General features: G+C 62.6%; 11 protein-coding genes. 9 read left to right on the forward strand and 2 right to left on the reverse strand.

All coding sequences use genetic code 11. The annotated features are described in order from the left end of the window. Positions 1-31: 31 nt before the first annotated feature. Both lapD and lapG read right to left on the reverse strand, forming a co-directional pair. Complete coding sequence (gene lapD / locus F8N82_RS24155) at positions 32-1,978, reverse strand: cyclic di-GMP receptor LapD (RefSeq protein ID WP_038997772.1); 1,947 nt, start codon at positions 1,976-1,978, stop codon at positions 32-34. A gap of 10 nt (positions 1,979-1,988) precedes the next feature. Beyond that, a complete protein-coding gene (lapG, locus tag F8N82_RS24160) occupies positions 1,989-2,681 on the reverse strand; it encodes a cysteine protease LapG (protein WP_038997773.1) in 693 nt (230 codons plus the stop codon). Positions 2,682-2,991: 310 nt separating this feature from the next. On the opposite strand from lapG, the gene F8N82_RS24165 reads away from it, so the two are divergent. The 9 genes from F8N82_RS24165 to F8N82_RS24205 all read left to right on the forward strand — a co-directional run bounded on the left by F8N82_RS24165 (position 2,992) and on the right by F8N82_RS24205 (position 14,848). After that, on the forward strand, positions 2,992-3,684 hold the full coding sequence (locus tag F8N82_RS24165; protein ID WP_038997774.1) for a GntR family transcriptional regulator: 693 nt from the start codon (positions 2,992-2,994) through the stop codon (positions 3,682-3,684). Between the two features lie 77 nt (positions 3,685-3,761). Beyond that, on the forward strand, positions 3,762-4,352 hold the full coding sequence (locus F8N82_RS24170; protein WP_038997775.1) for a thioesterase domain-containing protein: 591 nt from the start codon (positions 3,762-3,764) through the stop codon (positions 4,350-4,352). A gap of 618 nt (positions 4,353-4,970) precedes the next feature. Next, positions 4,971-5,747, forward strand: coding sequence for a DUF3050 domain-containing protein (locus F8N82_RS24175; protein ID WP_038997776.1), 777 nt, complete (start codon positions 4,971-4,973; stop codon positions 5,745-5,747). Then, the gene (locus F8N82_RS24180) at positions 5,744-6,685 is read left to right on the forward strand and encodes a diiron oxygenase (RefSeq protein WP_038997777.1); all 942 of its coding nucleotides are present in this window, start codon (positions 5,744-5,746) and stop codon (positions 6,683-6,685) included. The genes F8N82_RS24175 and F8N82_RS24180 overlap by 4 nt, the downstream gene beginning before the upstream one ends. Before the next feature lie 2 nt (positions 6,686-6,687). After that, positions 6,688-10,134 carry a non-ribosomal peptide synthetase gene (locus F8N82_RS24185; RefSeq protein WP_038997778.1) on the forward strand — a complete coding sequence of 1,149 codons (3,447 nt, stop codon included), beginning with the start codon at positions 6,688-6,690 and terminating at the stop codon, positions 10,132-10,134. A 28-nt stretch (positions 10,135-10,162) separates the two neighbouring features. Continuing rightward, a complete protein-coding gene (locus tag F8N82_RS24190) occupies positions 10,163-10,630 on the forward strand; it encodes an SRPBCC family protein (protein WP_038997779.1) in 468 nt (155 codons plus the stop codon). A 136-nt stretch (positions 10,631-10,766) separates the two neighbouring features. Beyond that, entirely contained in the window at positions 10,767-11,270 is a 504-nt protein-coding gene (locus F8N82_RS24195; RefSeq protein WP_038997780.1) for a sigma-70 family RNA polymerase sigma factor, read from the forward strand. A gap of 6 nt (positions 11,271-11,276) precedes the next feature. Beyond that, positions 11,277-12,242, forward strand: coding sequence for a FecR domain-containing protein (locus F8N82_RS24200; RefSeq protein WP_038997781.1), 966 nt, complete (start codon positions 11,277-11,279; stop codon positions 12,240-12,242). 89 nt (positions 12,243-12,331) lie between these two features. Beyond that, the gene (locus tag F8N82_RS24205) at positions 12,332-14,848 is read left to right on the forward strand and encodes a TonB-dependent siderophore receptor (RefSeq protein WP_038997782.1); all 2,517 of its coding nucleotides are present in this window, start codon (positions 12,332-12,334) and stop codon (positions 14,846-14,848) included. The last annotated feature ends 40 nt before the right edge of the window (positions 14,849-14,888 follow it).

The raw sequence follows: 14,888 nt of genomic DNA on the forward strand, positions 1-14,888 counted from the left end.
CAGGCCCGTTGCGGGCCTGCAGCTGCTTGCCTCAACGCCAGGGTGCCGGCTCGCCGACCAGTCGTCCCTGAACGCCCTGAATGCCCATTTCGCGCAATACCTTGAGCTCACCTTCGGTCTCGACCCGCTCGGCAATCAGCGGCAAGTCGATGCTGTGCGCTGCGCGCTGGATCGCTTCAATGAACAGGCGCTTGTGCCGTTCGTGGTCGATGGCGCGGATGTAGCTGCCGTCGATCTTCAGGTAAGCCAGGCCCAGGTGCGCCAGGTTGCCGATCATGCTGAAACGCCCGCCGAAACGCTGCAGGCTGAGGCTGAAACCAAGGCTGCGCAGGCGCCGCGTGAGTTGCTCAAGCACGGCCTGTTCCGGCAGTTGCTCTTCACCGATTTCCAGGGTCAGACGCGGGCCTAGAACGGCATTCTGGCCGAGCAGGTCATAGACCCGCTGCAACGCCTTGGGGTCGGCCAAGGTCGCTGCCGACAGGTTCAGGGCCAGCGCTTCCTTGTGGGTGTGCATGTGCTTGAGCACTTGCTCGAGCATCAGCACGTCGAGCCGCGCCGACCAGCCAAAGCGCTCCAGCCACGGCAGGAAGCGCCCGGCGGCAATAGCCTGGCCCTGGGCATCGAGCACCCGCGAGATCACCTTGTAATGCAGCACGCGCTCCGGCGCTTCACAGGCCACCACCGGCTGGAAGAACAACTGGAAACGCCCTTGCTGCAGCGCAGCATCAAGCAGGGTATGCCAGGCGTGGTGGGTATCGCCGGCTTGCGGCGCGGTGCCCTGCTCCAGGCACACCCAGCCCGGCTCCAGTTGGTTTTCGGCGCGGGCCAGGGCTTCGTCGGCCAGCTTGAGCAAAGCCTGAGGCTCGTCACCCGGGTTGTAAGGGGCCATGCCGATGCAGGCGACCGGGGTCACATCGCTGGCGCCGGTGTCGGCCAGGCTCTGCAGGGTCACTTCCAGGGCCTGGGCCAGCTGGATCGCCTCTTCATGCACCAACCCCGGCGCCAGCACGGCGAACTCGCCGCCGCGGCTACGGGTGATCAGGTTGTTGGTTTCCGGGTAGTTGGCGCAGGTACGTTGCAGCTGCTGACCGACCGCCTGCAGCAACTGGTCGGTGCGCTGGCCACCGAGGCGCTGGTTAAGCCCGACCAGGTCCTTGACCCGCAGCAACAGCAGGTAGCCCGGGCGCGCCTCCTCGAGGTTGCTGACCAGGGCGTTGAGCTGCATTTCAAAATAACGGCGGTTGGCAAGACCGGTGAGGCTGTCCTGGTACGACTCGACCCGCAGCTTTTCACTGCGCTCGGCCTGCTCCTTGAACAGCGCCTTGAGCTTCTCGACCATCTGGTTCATGGCCTGCACTACCCGGCGCAGCTCAGGGGTACGCGGCAAATCCGGCAGGCTGAGGAATTCACGCCGGGCAATGGCGTGGGACTGCGCCACCATGTAATCCAGCGGTTTGAGCTGGCGACGCAGCAGCAAGGCGCCGAGCACCGCGCTCAAGGCGCCACACAGCAGCAACCAGCCGAGGCTGCCCAGGGCGCTCTGCCAGAGCTTGGCCAGGGCGAACATCGGATGGCTGACCACCTCGACCCGCGCCGCCTGCTGCCAGCCACGGCTAACGATGGCGTCGCCGCCGGCGGCCTCCAGGCCGATCAGGCGGATGAACCAGGCCGGCACGCCGTTGGCATCAGGTTCGGCATGACGTTCGACCAGCAAGGCGTTGGAGGCCGTATCGATGACCTTGATGCTCGAATAGTAACCACTGTCGAAGATCGAGCTGACCATCAGCTCAACCATCGCCGGGTCGTCGATATTCGGCGTCAGCGACAGCGCCAGGGCCGTGGCGGCGTCCTGGGCATGCGAGCGCAGCTGGTTGACGTACTGGCTGCGCGAGCTCTCCAGGCTGACCATGAAGCTGCCGCTGAAGGCGACTACCAGGAACAGGCAGATGGCAAGCAGCAATTGTTTGAACAGTGACATCTGTGCTCCTTCAGTAAGCCGGCTCGGCGGGGAAGCCTTCGGCCTGCATCTTCTTCAATAGATCCTGCCAGCGCGACAAGCGCTTGGTGTCGCCCACTTTCTTGTTGCCACCCGCACCGGTCAGCCACAGGCCTTCACCGTTGAAGGAATACACTGGCAACAGGTCGGGCCGCTGGCTGGCGGGCTTGATCGCATCGATCAGGCTGTCGAGTACCAGCGGCATGGCCTCCGGGCTTGAATAATAGGTCAGGACCATGTGCGCGCGGTTTTGGCGCAGGGCCTTGACGTAGGTAATACGCAGTTTTTCGGCAGGAACCCCGAGCCGACGCAGGCTGAAATACTTGGCAATAGCATAGTCTTCGCAGTCGCCAGCCCCTTTGATCAACGACTGCACCGGAGTTGCCCAGTAATCCACTTCGCGCCACAGGTCGATGTCTTCGACATAACGCAGCTGCTGGTTGAAGAACAGATTGACCACTTTCAGGCGTTCGGCTTCGCTGCCCTGCTTCTGGGTTGCCAACAGATTCTGCCAGGCATCGATGCGGCCCTGGCCAGGCCCCAGCGGGCCATACAACGACTGGGCACGGCGGCTGATCTGGGAGAAATCCCAATCCGCGTGCAGGCCGCCGAGCAACAGGCAGCCGAGCACCACCGCCAGGCCAAGCCGGCGCAGGGTCAATTGAACAGCCCAACGTATCGCCAATGCGAATAATCCGCCCAGACCTGTGGAAAAACGCCGATGGTGCGGCCTCGACCCGGAAAAAACAATGGCACCTTACAATCATTGCGCCAGCAATCCGTTGATCACGGGCAACCCCCTGTCCGGCAAGGGCGGCAACCCGGCTTCCCTTGAACAAAAACTTCCTTCACGATAGCAAGCACGCGGCCGTTGATTGCTGTTTAGCCAAGAAATCAGGGTTGGCGCACGCCACAGTTTGACAAGTAACTCTCTCCTAACTAGTGTTGCTGGATCTTGGATCCAATTTTTCACTTCGACTTCAGGCATAGACAGCGTGGCCGGAAAAACCAGACCCCTGAGCGAGATCCTGGGTGGCGAACAAGTACCGCCACACCTGGCGCGTAGCGTGATTGAAGAGCGGCTGCGCAGTGCCATCCTCGATGGCCGCCTGCCCCCTGGCATGGCCCTGCGCCAACAGGAGCTGGCTACCTTGTTCGGTGTCAGCCGCATGCCGGTACGCGAAGCCTTGCGCCAGCTGGAGGCACAATCGCTGTTGCAGGTGGTGGCGCACAAGGGTGCGGTGGTCGCACCACTGATCGGCGAAGACGCCGTAGACACCTATGCCTTGCGGGTCATTCTGGAATCTGAAGCGCTGCGTCAGTCGATTCCATTGCTCGATGCCGAGGACATTGCCCTGGCGCGCGGCTATATCGCCCAGCTGGAAAACGAGACCCGGCATGCCGAAATCGGCCGCCTGAACCGCTTGTTCCACATGAGCCTCTACAGCAAGGCGAGCAATCAGAAACTCTTGCGCCTGATTGAAAACGAGCTGAATGAAGAAGAACGCTTCCTGCGCTTTCACTTATCCTCGATGGGCCTGGGCAAGCTGACCCAGGACGATCACATCGGGCTGGTGGATGCCGCCAATGACAAGTCGGTTGAAGATGCCATCAGGATTCTCGAACGCCACCTGAACAACGGGGCGAAAACGATCAAGGCCTACCTGAGCCGACAATCGGCAGAGTGAAACCACCGCCACAGCCGGCGACCCCGGCCAATGGCAGCAATTGCGCTCGGGGCACACCTTGAGCGAAAGGAAAGGCAGTGCACGCTCCTACTCTTCAGCGCAGAACCGTACCAGGCTCTGCCCAGCCGCCCCAGATTCGCCTGATCTGCCTTGCCTGCAGCCAGGACCATCTGAGCCAGTACCGCGCCTGGTCGGTGGCGCTCAATGACCATATCGAACTGGTGACCGTCAACGTCCTGGCCTACGGCGAGCTGACAACGTCGCAACCCCCGTACAACAACTGCGCCCTGGTCGCGTCATTGGTCGAACGCCTGCAGGTGTACCTGCGCAAACCCCATGCGCTGTTCGGTCAGGGGGCAGGCGCGCAGCTGGCCTTGGCTCTCGCCAATCACACCGAGCAACTGCATCCAGGGCAGACCCGTCATCTGTTTGTCTCCACTTGCGACAGCCCGCAGGCGACCACGGGCGATGAATCGGTAGCCGCGCTCAAAGTACCCGTCACAGCCCTTTATCCGTCGGGTTATCTGCCGCGGATGCTGGGCTGGCATGACTTCAGCAGCCGCGAAATCGAGCTGATCGAACTCCCTGAGGAGCCCGGCGACGACCCGATGCGTAACCAGCGCCTGATCCAGATCATCAATACCCACCTGGGCCTGCTAAGCCTGTAAACCAGGGCCCACTACCTCCCTGCCTGCGGGGGCTCTCGCCCCTGAATTGTCTCCTCCTGTTTCAGCCAGCCATGGCGGCCCCTGCATTTTCGGCACACTCTTACCCGCACAGCGACCGCTGATCGCCGTCAGGCGGGCCAGGTCGTCTGCCTATTGCACACCTGCAGAAGGAGCCTCGCGCCGGGCAAGGACCGATATCGATCAGCTGCCCTCAAGAGTCAACCAGGTCCGACTTCCATTGTTCTAGTGCTCCGAGTGAGGCATTCACTCATGCAGTTTTTATTCTGGCGATTTATTGCCGGAAGGAGTACTTACATGCCAATAAAACTTTATATAAAAGTTTTAATCCACCCGCTTACACTTTAAAAACAACAACAGAAAATATAATTAACAAAGTTATTGCCGAACACTTACAAGTTGTTCTAACTTTTTATTGGCACGGGCCAGCCTGGCCGCCAGGAACCCGTTCAACGCTGAAAACGATGCTTACTGCATCGATACGCCCGCCATTGCGCCGCTATCGAATAATTTAGTCGAGGCCCCTGCTCGACCATTGAAAACTTCGACACTGCCAATGAGAGCCATTAACCGGATGTTAGCCAGTGCCAAGGAAACCCCATGAATACTTTGACTTCGCTTCTTATCGCCCGCAAAGCCGAACTTGCCGCACACCCGATCTTTGCCGAAATAGATTCCTTGCCGGTATTGCAGCGGTTCATGGAAACCCATGTGTTTGCCGTCTGGGATTTCATGTCGCTGACCAAGCGACTGCAGCAGGAGCTGACCTGCATCCAGTTGCCCTGGCTGCCACCGCTTGATCCCCACGCCGCCCGTCTGATCAACGAGATCGTCCTCGGCGAAGAGTCCGACGACCGCCTGGGCCAGGGGCATTACAGTCATTTCGAGCTGTACCTGGACGCCATGCGCGAAGTCGGCGCCAACACGGCGGCGATCGAGCGCTTCGTCGGCCTGCAGCGTGACGGAGTGGGTTACGCCAGCGCCCTGCAACGCGCAGGCGCCAGCGAGGCGGCCCGCCAGTTCGTCTGCCATACCCTGGAGACTGCCCTTGGCGCACCGGCCCACAGTGTCGCTGCGGCCTTCCTGCATGGGCGCGAAAGCGTCATCCCAGGCATGTTCCAGCGCATCCTCGATGACTGGGGTATCACTGGCGAACAGGCGCCGACCTTCCGCTACTACCTGCAACGGCATATCGAGGTCGACTCCGAAGACCACGGCCCCGCCGCCCAAGCCCTGCTCGAACGACTGGTCAAAGGCGACCCGGTGCAGCAGCGCCAGGTGCTGGAAGCCGCCATCGCCGCCGTCGACAGCCGTATCGCCCTGTGGGACCGGCTACGCCTGTCGATGCGCGAAACCGTCGCGGAGGTCAGTGCATGAACGCCCTCGACTATCACTCCTTCGCCGAGACCTGGGAGAGCCGGGCAACTATCCGCACCCGGCCACGACGCCTGGTCGAGGACGATCAGCGCCTGATCTACCCGCTCAGCCGCCAGCCGCTGGTGCTCAGTGAGACCTTTGTCCGCGAGTGCCCGCAGCAGCGCGATTTTGCCCTGGCCCAGAGCCTGTACAAGTTCATCAATGACGTGGTGATTTTCGAGACCGAGATCGTCGACCGCACGGCGCGGCGGATCGCCAAGGACCGCTTCGCCATTCGCTTTCCGTTCGCCTGTCGCTACGACGCCATGACCGTGGTGGTGGATGAGGACTACCACGCCCTGGTGGCCATGGACTTCATGCAGCAGACCATCGCTCTGACCGCGATCGAGCCGATTGCCCTGCCCCGGGAAATTGAGCTGAGCCGGGCGATTCCTGCGGCCCTGGCGCTGGCGCCGGAGCACCTGCGCGACGCCTTGGAGCTGATCTGCGTGGGCATCGCCGAAAATACCCTGACCGACGATGTCGCCGCCTTTGCCCGCGACGACACGGTCAAACCATCGGTCAAGGGGCTGATGGCCGATCACCTGCTTGACGAAGGCCGCCATTCAACCTTCTGGGCACGCTTGGTGCGCATCTACTGGCACAGCGCGCCCGAGGCGGATCGGCAATGCATTGCCGAAATCCTGCCGGTGTTCCTCGCCCAGTACCTGACCAACGAGATCCAGAAAGGCTTCGACTTCACCCTGATCGATCACCTGCCGATCAGCGAGACCGCGCGACAAGCATTGCGCCAGGAAGTAACGGCGATGGCCTACCCGATCGACCACCGGCATCCGCTGCTGTGCAACATCCTGCGCCTGTTCAAAGCCAGCGCGATGCTCGAGTCGCCGTGCGTGCAACAGGCCTTGGCGCACTACCTGCCCGAACCAAGGAGATAGCCATGAGACGCCTGGAAATCCTGCTGATCGGCGCCAGCCCCGCACTGACCCTGCTGCACCAGGACCTGCTCGACCACGGGCACGCGCTGCACCTGGCCAACAGCGCCGCGGCCTTGCAACAACGCCCGTGGCGCCAGCCACAGTTGCTCATCGATGACGGCAGCCTGGCGCTGTGTGCCAGCGACTGGCACGGCCTGGGCGACTGCGCGCTGTTGAGCCTGCGCCTTGGGCTCTACCTGCAAAGCGCTGGCGAACTGCCGACACTCGAGCTGTTGTGCTGGACCGGCAGTGCCACCGCACAGCGACTGATCGAGCGCCAGCACCTGGCCCCGGAGCTGTCCGGCAACGGTCAGCAGTTGCGCCTGCAGGCCATCGCCAGCCTGCAGGAAATGCTCGCGCTGCACGTCAGTCGGTTTTCGCGAAACCCCGACTACCTGCAGCAAGCACCGGCCATCAGCCCCGGGCAAGAGGATCGGCAACAGGGCCTCGGCTGGCTGGAGCAACTGGCCTGGTTTCATCGCTTCAACCAGCGCGACAATCAGCCATTGCTCGCCGCTGGCGAAGTACCGCTGGTCGAGCGCCTGCAACAGAGCCTGCATGTGCATGCCGAGCGCCCGGCGCTGAACCTCAACGGCCAGCGCATAAGTTATACACAGCTGCACGCCCAGGCGGCCGCGATCCAGCAATGGCTGGCGGCTCCATCGGCGGGCAGTGAAGCGCCGGTAATCGGTGTTTGCATGGGCAAGTCCGCTGCGCTCTACGCCAGTGTGCTCGCCGTATTTGGCGCTGGGGCGGTGTATCTGCCGCTGGACCCGGCGCACCCCGCCGAACGTCTGCGTTACATCCTCAAGAATGCCGGCGCCAGCGTGTTGCTGCATGACGGTCAGCTGCCATTGGATGACCTGGCGGTGCGGTGCCTGGACCTGCGCCAGTTGCCTGCGCCGCTGACGCAGCCGTTACCGTCATTGCTGCGCCAGCGACCGGCGCCAGACGCCCCCTGCGTAGCGATCTACACCTCGGGCACCACCGGCCAGCCCAAGGGCGTGTTGCTCAGCCAGCGCAACCTCAGCCACTTCCAGGCCTGGTACAGCGCCCATGTACAGCTCGATCAGCAAAGCCGGGCACTACAGTTTTCAACCATCGGCTTCGATGCCTCGTTGCTGGACATCCTGCCAACCTGGATCGCTGGCGGCGAACTGGTGGTGCCCACTGAAGACCAGCGCCGTGACCCGGCTCAGTTGCTGGCGCTGATGCGCGAACAGCAAGTGACCCATGCCTTCCTGCCGCCGGCGCTGCTGAGCATCCTGCCGCGCGATCAGGCGCTGGGTTTGCAGCACCTGATCACCGGTGGCGATGTCTGTGAGCCGGAGGTGATTGCCCGCCTGGCCGGGCAGTGCCGGCTGCACAACATTTACGGCCCCACCGAAACCACGGTGCTGGCCACCACCCGGGTGTTCCAGGCTGAGGACAACAACCGCAACCTGGGCTGTCCGATCGACAACACTCAGGTCTTGATCCTCGACCAAGGCCTGCAGCCTGTAGCCGAAAACAGGCCCGGTGAGCTGTACATTGCCGGGCCGGGCGTAAGCCTGGGCTATCTGAACAATCCAGCCCTGAGTGCTGAGCGCTTCCTCAACCTCACCCTTGCCGACGGCAAGCCGTTGCGTGTGTACCGCACCGGCGATATCGGCAAATGGACCACCGACGGTATCGAACTCTGTGGCCGGCGCGACAACCAGGTGAAGATTCGCGGCTTTCGGGTCGAGCCGGAAGAGATCGAGCATTGCCTGCGCAGCAGCGGCCTGTTCCGCCAGGTGGCCGTGGTCATCGACGGTCGGCGACGGATCCTGGCGTTCTGCGCGCAAGCCACGGTCGATGATGGCGAAGCAAGCCTGCGCCTGCATGCCGAGCAGCAACTGCCCGACTACATGCGCCCGACCTTTTACCAACACCTGGCGCAGATGCCCTACACCGCCAACGGCAAGATCGATCGCCAGGCGCTGCTGGCAATGCCATTGGGGTTGGCACCAAGCAACCATCACTTCGGCCCGGTAACGCCGGTCGAAGCCCAACTGGTCGGCGTGTGGAGCGACCTGCTGGAACTGCCCGAGCAAGATATCTCCACCGATGCCAGCTTCTTCAGCCTCGGAGGCCATTCGATCCTGCTATCACGCCTGTTGCTCGCCGTTCGTGAACAGTTCGGCCGCAGCATTGCGATCAACCGCTTCATCGAGATGCCCACGGTGCAACGCCTGGCCATGTTGGTCAGCGGTGAGCAAGCACAGTTGCTCGGCCACGACCCGCAGGCCGAACGCGATGCCTGCCGCGAACTGGATTTGCAGGTTCTGCCGATGGCGCAGCTGGGCGACGTGCACAAGGTGATCGTCACCGGCGCTAACAGCTTTCTCGGCGTGCACCTGGTCGAAGCGCTGCTGAGCTGGGGCGCCAGCGAAGTCGCCTGCCTGGTGCGTGCCAGCGCCGGCCAGTCAGCGCAGCAACGCTTCACCGCAGCGCTGATGGAGAACGGCCTGCACGAGCTCGACATGAGCCGGGTGAAAGTCTTTGCGGCCGACCTGCGCCAGCCGCGCCTGGGCTTGGCCGAGGCCGAGTATCACTACCTGGACAGCGAATACGGCGCCCTGCTGCACAACGCCGCACAGGTCAACCATGTGCTGGATTACCGCAGCCTGGCCGCCGACAACGTCGAGCCGCTGTTCGAGTGCCTGCGCCTGTGCGAAGGCCGGCGCAAGAAGGTATTCAACTTCATCTCGACCCTGTCGGCGTGCAGCGCCATCGACGCCGATGGCCAGGTGCTGGAAGAGGACCCCGCCGCAACACCGCCGATCTATATCCGCAACGGCTACAACCTGAGCAAATGGGTCGGCGAGCGCATCCTCCAGCGCGCCCGTGCCCAAGGCGTAGGGGTCAATCTGTACCGCCCCGGCAACATCACCTTCGACAGCCGCAATGGTATCTGCCAACCCCAGCGCAATCGGCTGATGCTGATGCTCAAGGGCTCGCTGCAGCTCGGCCAGGTGCCCGCGCTGGAACTCAGCTTCGACCTGATGCCGGTGGATTTTCTCGCCCGCTTCATCGCCTTCCACAGCAGCCGCTACCAGCCCGAACGGGCGGTGTTCAACCTGCACAACCCCGAGCCGCTGAGCTGGCGCGACTACGTTTCGGTGTTCCGTGACAGCGGCAAGTCGTTCGAGCTGGTCAGCGTCGAGCAATGGCAGCGGCAGTTGCAGCGGGTCGACCGCGATAACGCCCTGTTCGATGTATTGGGCTTCTACCTGGACGGTTTTGAAGAAGACATCGGCGACATCTCGCTGATCCGGCACGACAACGCCCGCGCCGGCGTCGAGCGCATGGGCGCCCGTTACCCGCGCAAAACCCCGCAGTTGCTGCAGCGCGGCTGCCAGTACCTGCACGACATCGCCTTCATCTGAGACCTTCCACCCAAGCAGGAGATACACCATGCGAGCACTTCAACCCGACACACTTATCCACAACCCGGACGGCTGCCACGTGGTGGCCAGTGTCGACATCGCCAGCGAGGCCGCCAGTGTCTGGAACATCGTCGGCAACTTCGCCGGCTTCCCGGTATTCATCCCGGCCCTGGCGCACATCGAGATGACCGGCAGCGGCGTGCGCTCGGTGCGCAAAAAGCTGTTCAAGGACGGCAACGTGGTCATCGAGCAGCTCAATAGCCGCGACGACCAGGCCATGTACATGACCTGGAGCCTGATCTACACCAGCCTGAACATCGGCAACCTGTGGGCGGCGATGCAGGTCGAGGCGCTGGGCGAGCGCCAGGCACGGGCAACCTGGACCATCCAGGCTGAGCCATGGGAAGGCGGTAGCGAGGCAATGCCAGGCTTTCAGGCGTTTTTGCAGGGGTTTGCCGATGAGGCGATGAACAACGTGAGGAATCTGTTGAGTTAGAAACCGGATCGCGGGGCAAGCCCGCTCCTGTAGGAGCGGGCTTGCCCCGCGAGGATGATCAATAGTTGCAAAATAGTTCAAGGATGCCAACAATGAGACTAATTATCATTTATGACCCCTTCAGCAGCGCACCTTCATGCCCTCTCCAGAGTCCGTGCACACGCTTTACAGCCATCACCACGGCTGGCTGAACACCTGGCTGCGCAGCAAGCTGGGCAATGCCGCCGATGCCGCGGATCTGGCCCAGGACACCTTCGTGCGCCTGTTGCAGCGGCGCGAACTGCTGGAGCTGAATACACCCCGGGCGTTCCTGCGCACCATCGCCCGGGGCCTGGTGATCGACCACTGGCGCCGTGAAGAGCTGCACCGCGCCTACCTTGAAGCCCTGGCGCATCTGCCAGAAGCCGAAGTGCCCTCGGTTGAAACTCGCGAACTGTTGCTGGAGCTGCTCGAGCGCATCGCGCAGATGCTCGACGGCCTTAAACCGAAAGTGCGCCGCGCTTTTCTCCTGGCGCAGTGCGAAGGCCTGAGCCACAAGGAAATTGCCGAACAGATGGGCGTGTCCCTGCGCTCGGTCGAGCGCTATGTGGCCGATGCGCTCTATCACTGTTACCTGCTGCGCTACGAGTCAGAGGCGTAAGCCGGCATGACAACCCTCAATCCTGGCCCGCGAGTGGTCAAGCAGGCCATCCACTGGATGCTCAAGCTGCGCGAAAGCGGCCACAACGCGCGGCTGCAGCAGCAATGCGAACAGTGGCGTGCTACCCATCAGGAACACGAGCTGGCCTGGCAACGGGTGCAGTCCCTGCATCAGGAGCTCAACCTGCGCGCCGTGCCAGGTGCCAGTGTAGCTTTGCAGACCCTGGAGAACAGCAGCCAGCGCCTGCAACGGCGCCAGGCCCTGAAGCTGCTCAGCGGCGTGCTGGTGTTCGGCTCGGCGGCCTGGCTGGGCAAGGATCTGCAGGTTATCAGCCCGTTGACCGCGGATTTTGCCAGTGGCACCGGTCAGCGGCGCAGCGTGCGCCTGCCGGATGGCTCAATGCTGCAACTGAACACCAGTAGCGCCGTGGATCTGGCTTTCGAGGCCGATCAGCGCCTGATTCGTCTCAAGCACGGCGAATTGATGCTGACCTGCGCCAAGGATACGGCCACCCCGGGCCGGCCATTGCTGGTAGGCACCCGTGATGCTTTGCTGCAAGGCTTCGACGGCCGCTTCGTGGTACGCCAGGACGATGACTGCACCCGCGTCAGCGTCAGCCAGGGCAGCGTCGCCATCCACTCGCCAGGACCGATGCAATGGATTCACGCCGGCCAGAGCTATCGCCTCGATGCCCGCGGCGCAACCCCCCTGCAGAATCAGGACATGGACGCCGGCGCCTGGGCCGAAGGGCTGATCGTTACCCGCGACATGCGCCTGGGCGATTTCCTCAATGAGGTCGGGCGCTATCGCCACGGCTATGTGAGCTGCGCCGATGACATTGCCGAGCTGCGTCTGTCCGGTGTGTTCCGCCTGGAGGACACCGACAAACTGCTGCAACTGTTGCCGCAGACGCTGCCGGTGAAGGTCAGCTATCGCACGCGCTGGTGGGTGCGCCTGGAACGGCTGGCCTGAAGTGAATTTTTTTGGCGGGTTTTATCCATGAGTCCGGCTAGGACAGTAAGCGACTCCTTCTGCCCTTACCGACTCTACGGATGCTCTCCATGCGTAATGCTTCGCCCCTGCTGCGGCCCAACAAGAAGAATGATTTTCAACCTGTCTTAGATTCTGCCTCGCGCAGTATCCTCGGCAAGGCCATCCGCGCCACGCTGCTCGGCACCGCCCTGGGCATCGCTGCTGTACCGGCCTTGGCGCTCGCCGCACAAGCGGGCAGTGTCAGCCAGCAATACAACATCCCCGCCGGTTCCCTGGATGACGTGCTCAACCAGTTTGCCCGCCAGGCTGGGATTACCCTGTCGAGCACCCCGCAAATGACCCAGGGTCTGCACTCGCCAGGCCTGCAAGGCAGTTACGCCACTGACCAGGCGCTGCGCCAGTTGCTCAATGGTTCGGGCCTGGAGGCACTCAGCCAGGATGGCGGCAGCTATGTATTACGGGCGCAGCCACAGGACGCCGCGCTGGCGTTGCCAAGCACCGAAGTGCGCGAGTTCGCCCTGGGTAATGCCCTGGGCAGCATGGAAGGCTACAACGCCACCCACAGCCAGGTCGCGACCAAGACCAGTGCGCCGATTCTGGAAACCTCGCAGTCGGTGTCGGTGGTGACCCGCCAGCAAATGGACGACCAGGGCTCGCAGACCGTGGCCCAGGCCATGCGCTACACCCCGGGCGTGCTGACCAACCCCTATGGCGCCACGCACCGCTACGACTACGTGGCCATGCGCGGCTTCAACGATGGCTCTGTGGATAACATCTACCTGGACGGCCTCAAGTCCATGGGTGACAGCGGCACCTATAGCACCATGCAGGTCGATCCGTACTTCCTCGAGCGGGTGGATATTCTCAAGGGGCCGTCTTCGGTGCTCTATGGCCGCAGCTCGCCCGGTGGCCTGGTCGCCCTGACCAGCAAGAAGCCACTGTACGAGGCCTATCATCAAGTGCAGGCCACCGTCGGCACCCAGGGCCAGCGTGGCGTCGGTTTCGACTTCAGTGGCCCGCTGGATGACGACAAGCGCATCGCCTACCGTCTGGTGGGCCTGGCCGATCAGTCCGACACCCAGTTCGACCACAACGAAGAAAAACGCTTCGCCCTGGCGCCAACCGTCAGCATCAACTTCAGCGAAGATACCTCGCTGACCCTGCAGGCGTACCTGCAGCATGACCCCGACGGCGGTTATCACGGCGGCGTGCCGGCCGATGGTGCGCTGCACCAGCGCAATGGTCAGCGCATCTCCGATCACTTCTTCGAAGGCGAACCGGGTGTCGACCGTTACGAGCGTGACCAGCAGTCGTTCGGCTACCAGTTCGAGCACCGCTTCAACGACGTGTTCACCGCGCGGCAGAACTTCCGTTACCTGGATTCGACGGTGAAGATGGACCAGGTGTATGCCTGGGGCTGGACCACGCCGACCAGCAACGAGCTGAACCGCTACTACACCGGCGGCGATGAAAAGCTCCACTCCTACATCATCGACAACATGCTCCAGGCCGAATACTTCACCGGCAGCGCCAAGCACACCACGCTGGTGGGCCTGGACTACCAGCGACGCAAGACCGTGGTCGACTGGCGCAGCGGCGCCCTGGCACCGATCAATGCCTTCGACCCGCAGTATGGCAACTCGCAGATCACCTACTTCGCCCCCACCAGCTACCTGCGCCGCCTGCAGCAGACCGGCGTGTACCTGCAGGACCTGATCGAGCTCGACCAGTGGCGTTTCTCCCTGGGCCTGCGCCAGGACTGGGTGAAGACCTCGGATGAGAATCGCATCGCCGAAGCCAGCCGCCCGCTGGGCACCAAGATCAGCGACGAGCGCACCAAGCTGACCGGTCGCGCCGGCGTGCTGTACCTGTTCGAGAATGGTATTGCGCCGTACATCAGCTACTCCGAGTCGTTCAACCCCAACTCTTACGCCGACCAGTCGGGCAACCCGCTGGCTCCGACCGAGGGCACCCAGTGGGAAGCCGGCATCAAGTACCAGCCGCCGGGCACCGACAATCTGTTCACTGCCTCGGTGTTCCGCATCGAGCAGGAGAACCTTGCCTCCAAGCTGCCGCAGGAAGAGTTCTACCGTCCTGTCGGCCAGGTCCGTTCCCAGGGCCTGGAGCTGGAAGCGCACATGCAGGTCACCGACAACCTGAAAGTCCTCGGCAGCTACACCTTCACCGATATCGAGTACTCCAAGTCGATGCCAAGCACGCTGTTTGCCAGCGACCTCGACAACAAGGGCAACTCGCCAACCCAGGCACCGCGGCACATGGCCTCGCTGTGGGCTGACTACAACTTCCGCCAGGGCGCCCTCGATGGCCTGCGCCTGGGCGGTGGTGTGCGCTATGTCGGCTACAGCTGGGTGGATGCCGAGAACACCATGAAGGTGCCCTCCTACACCCTGTTCGACGCTTCGGTTGGCTATGACTTGGGCAAGGTCGGGCTCAAGGGCGTGGATGTGCGGCTCAATGCCAACAACCTCACCAATGAAAGCTACATCGCCTCATGTGCCAGCCTGAGTTACTGCTACATGGGCGAAGAGCGCAATGTCAGCGCCACGGTCAGCTACCAGTTCTGACCTCACCTGTATGAACGCCAAAGCCAGCACCTGATTTCGG

This window comes from Pseudomonas fluorescens (genome assembly GCF_902497775.2).
Taxonomy (GTDB): domain Bacteria; phylum Pseudomonadota; class Gammaproteobacteria; order Pseudomonadales; family Pseudomonadaceae; genus Aquipseudomonas; species Aquipseudomonas putida_F.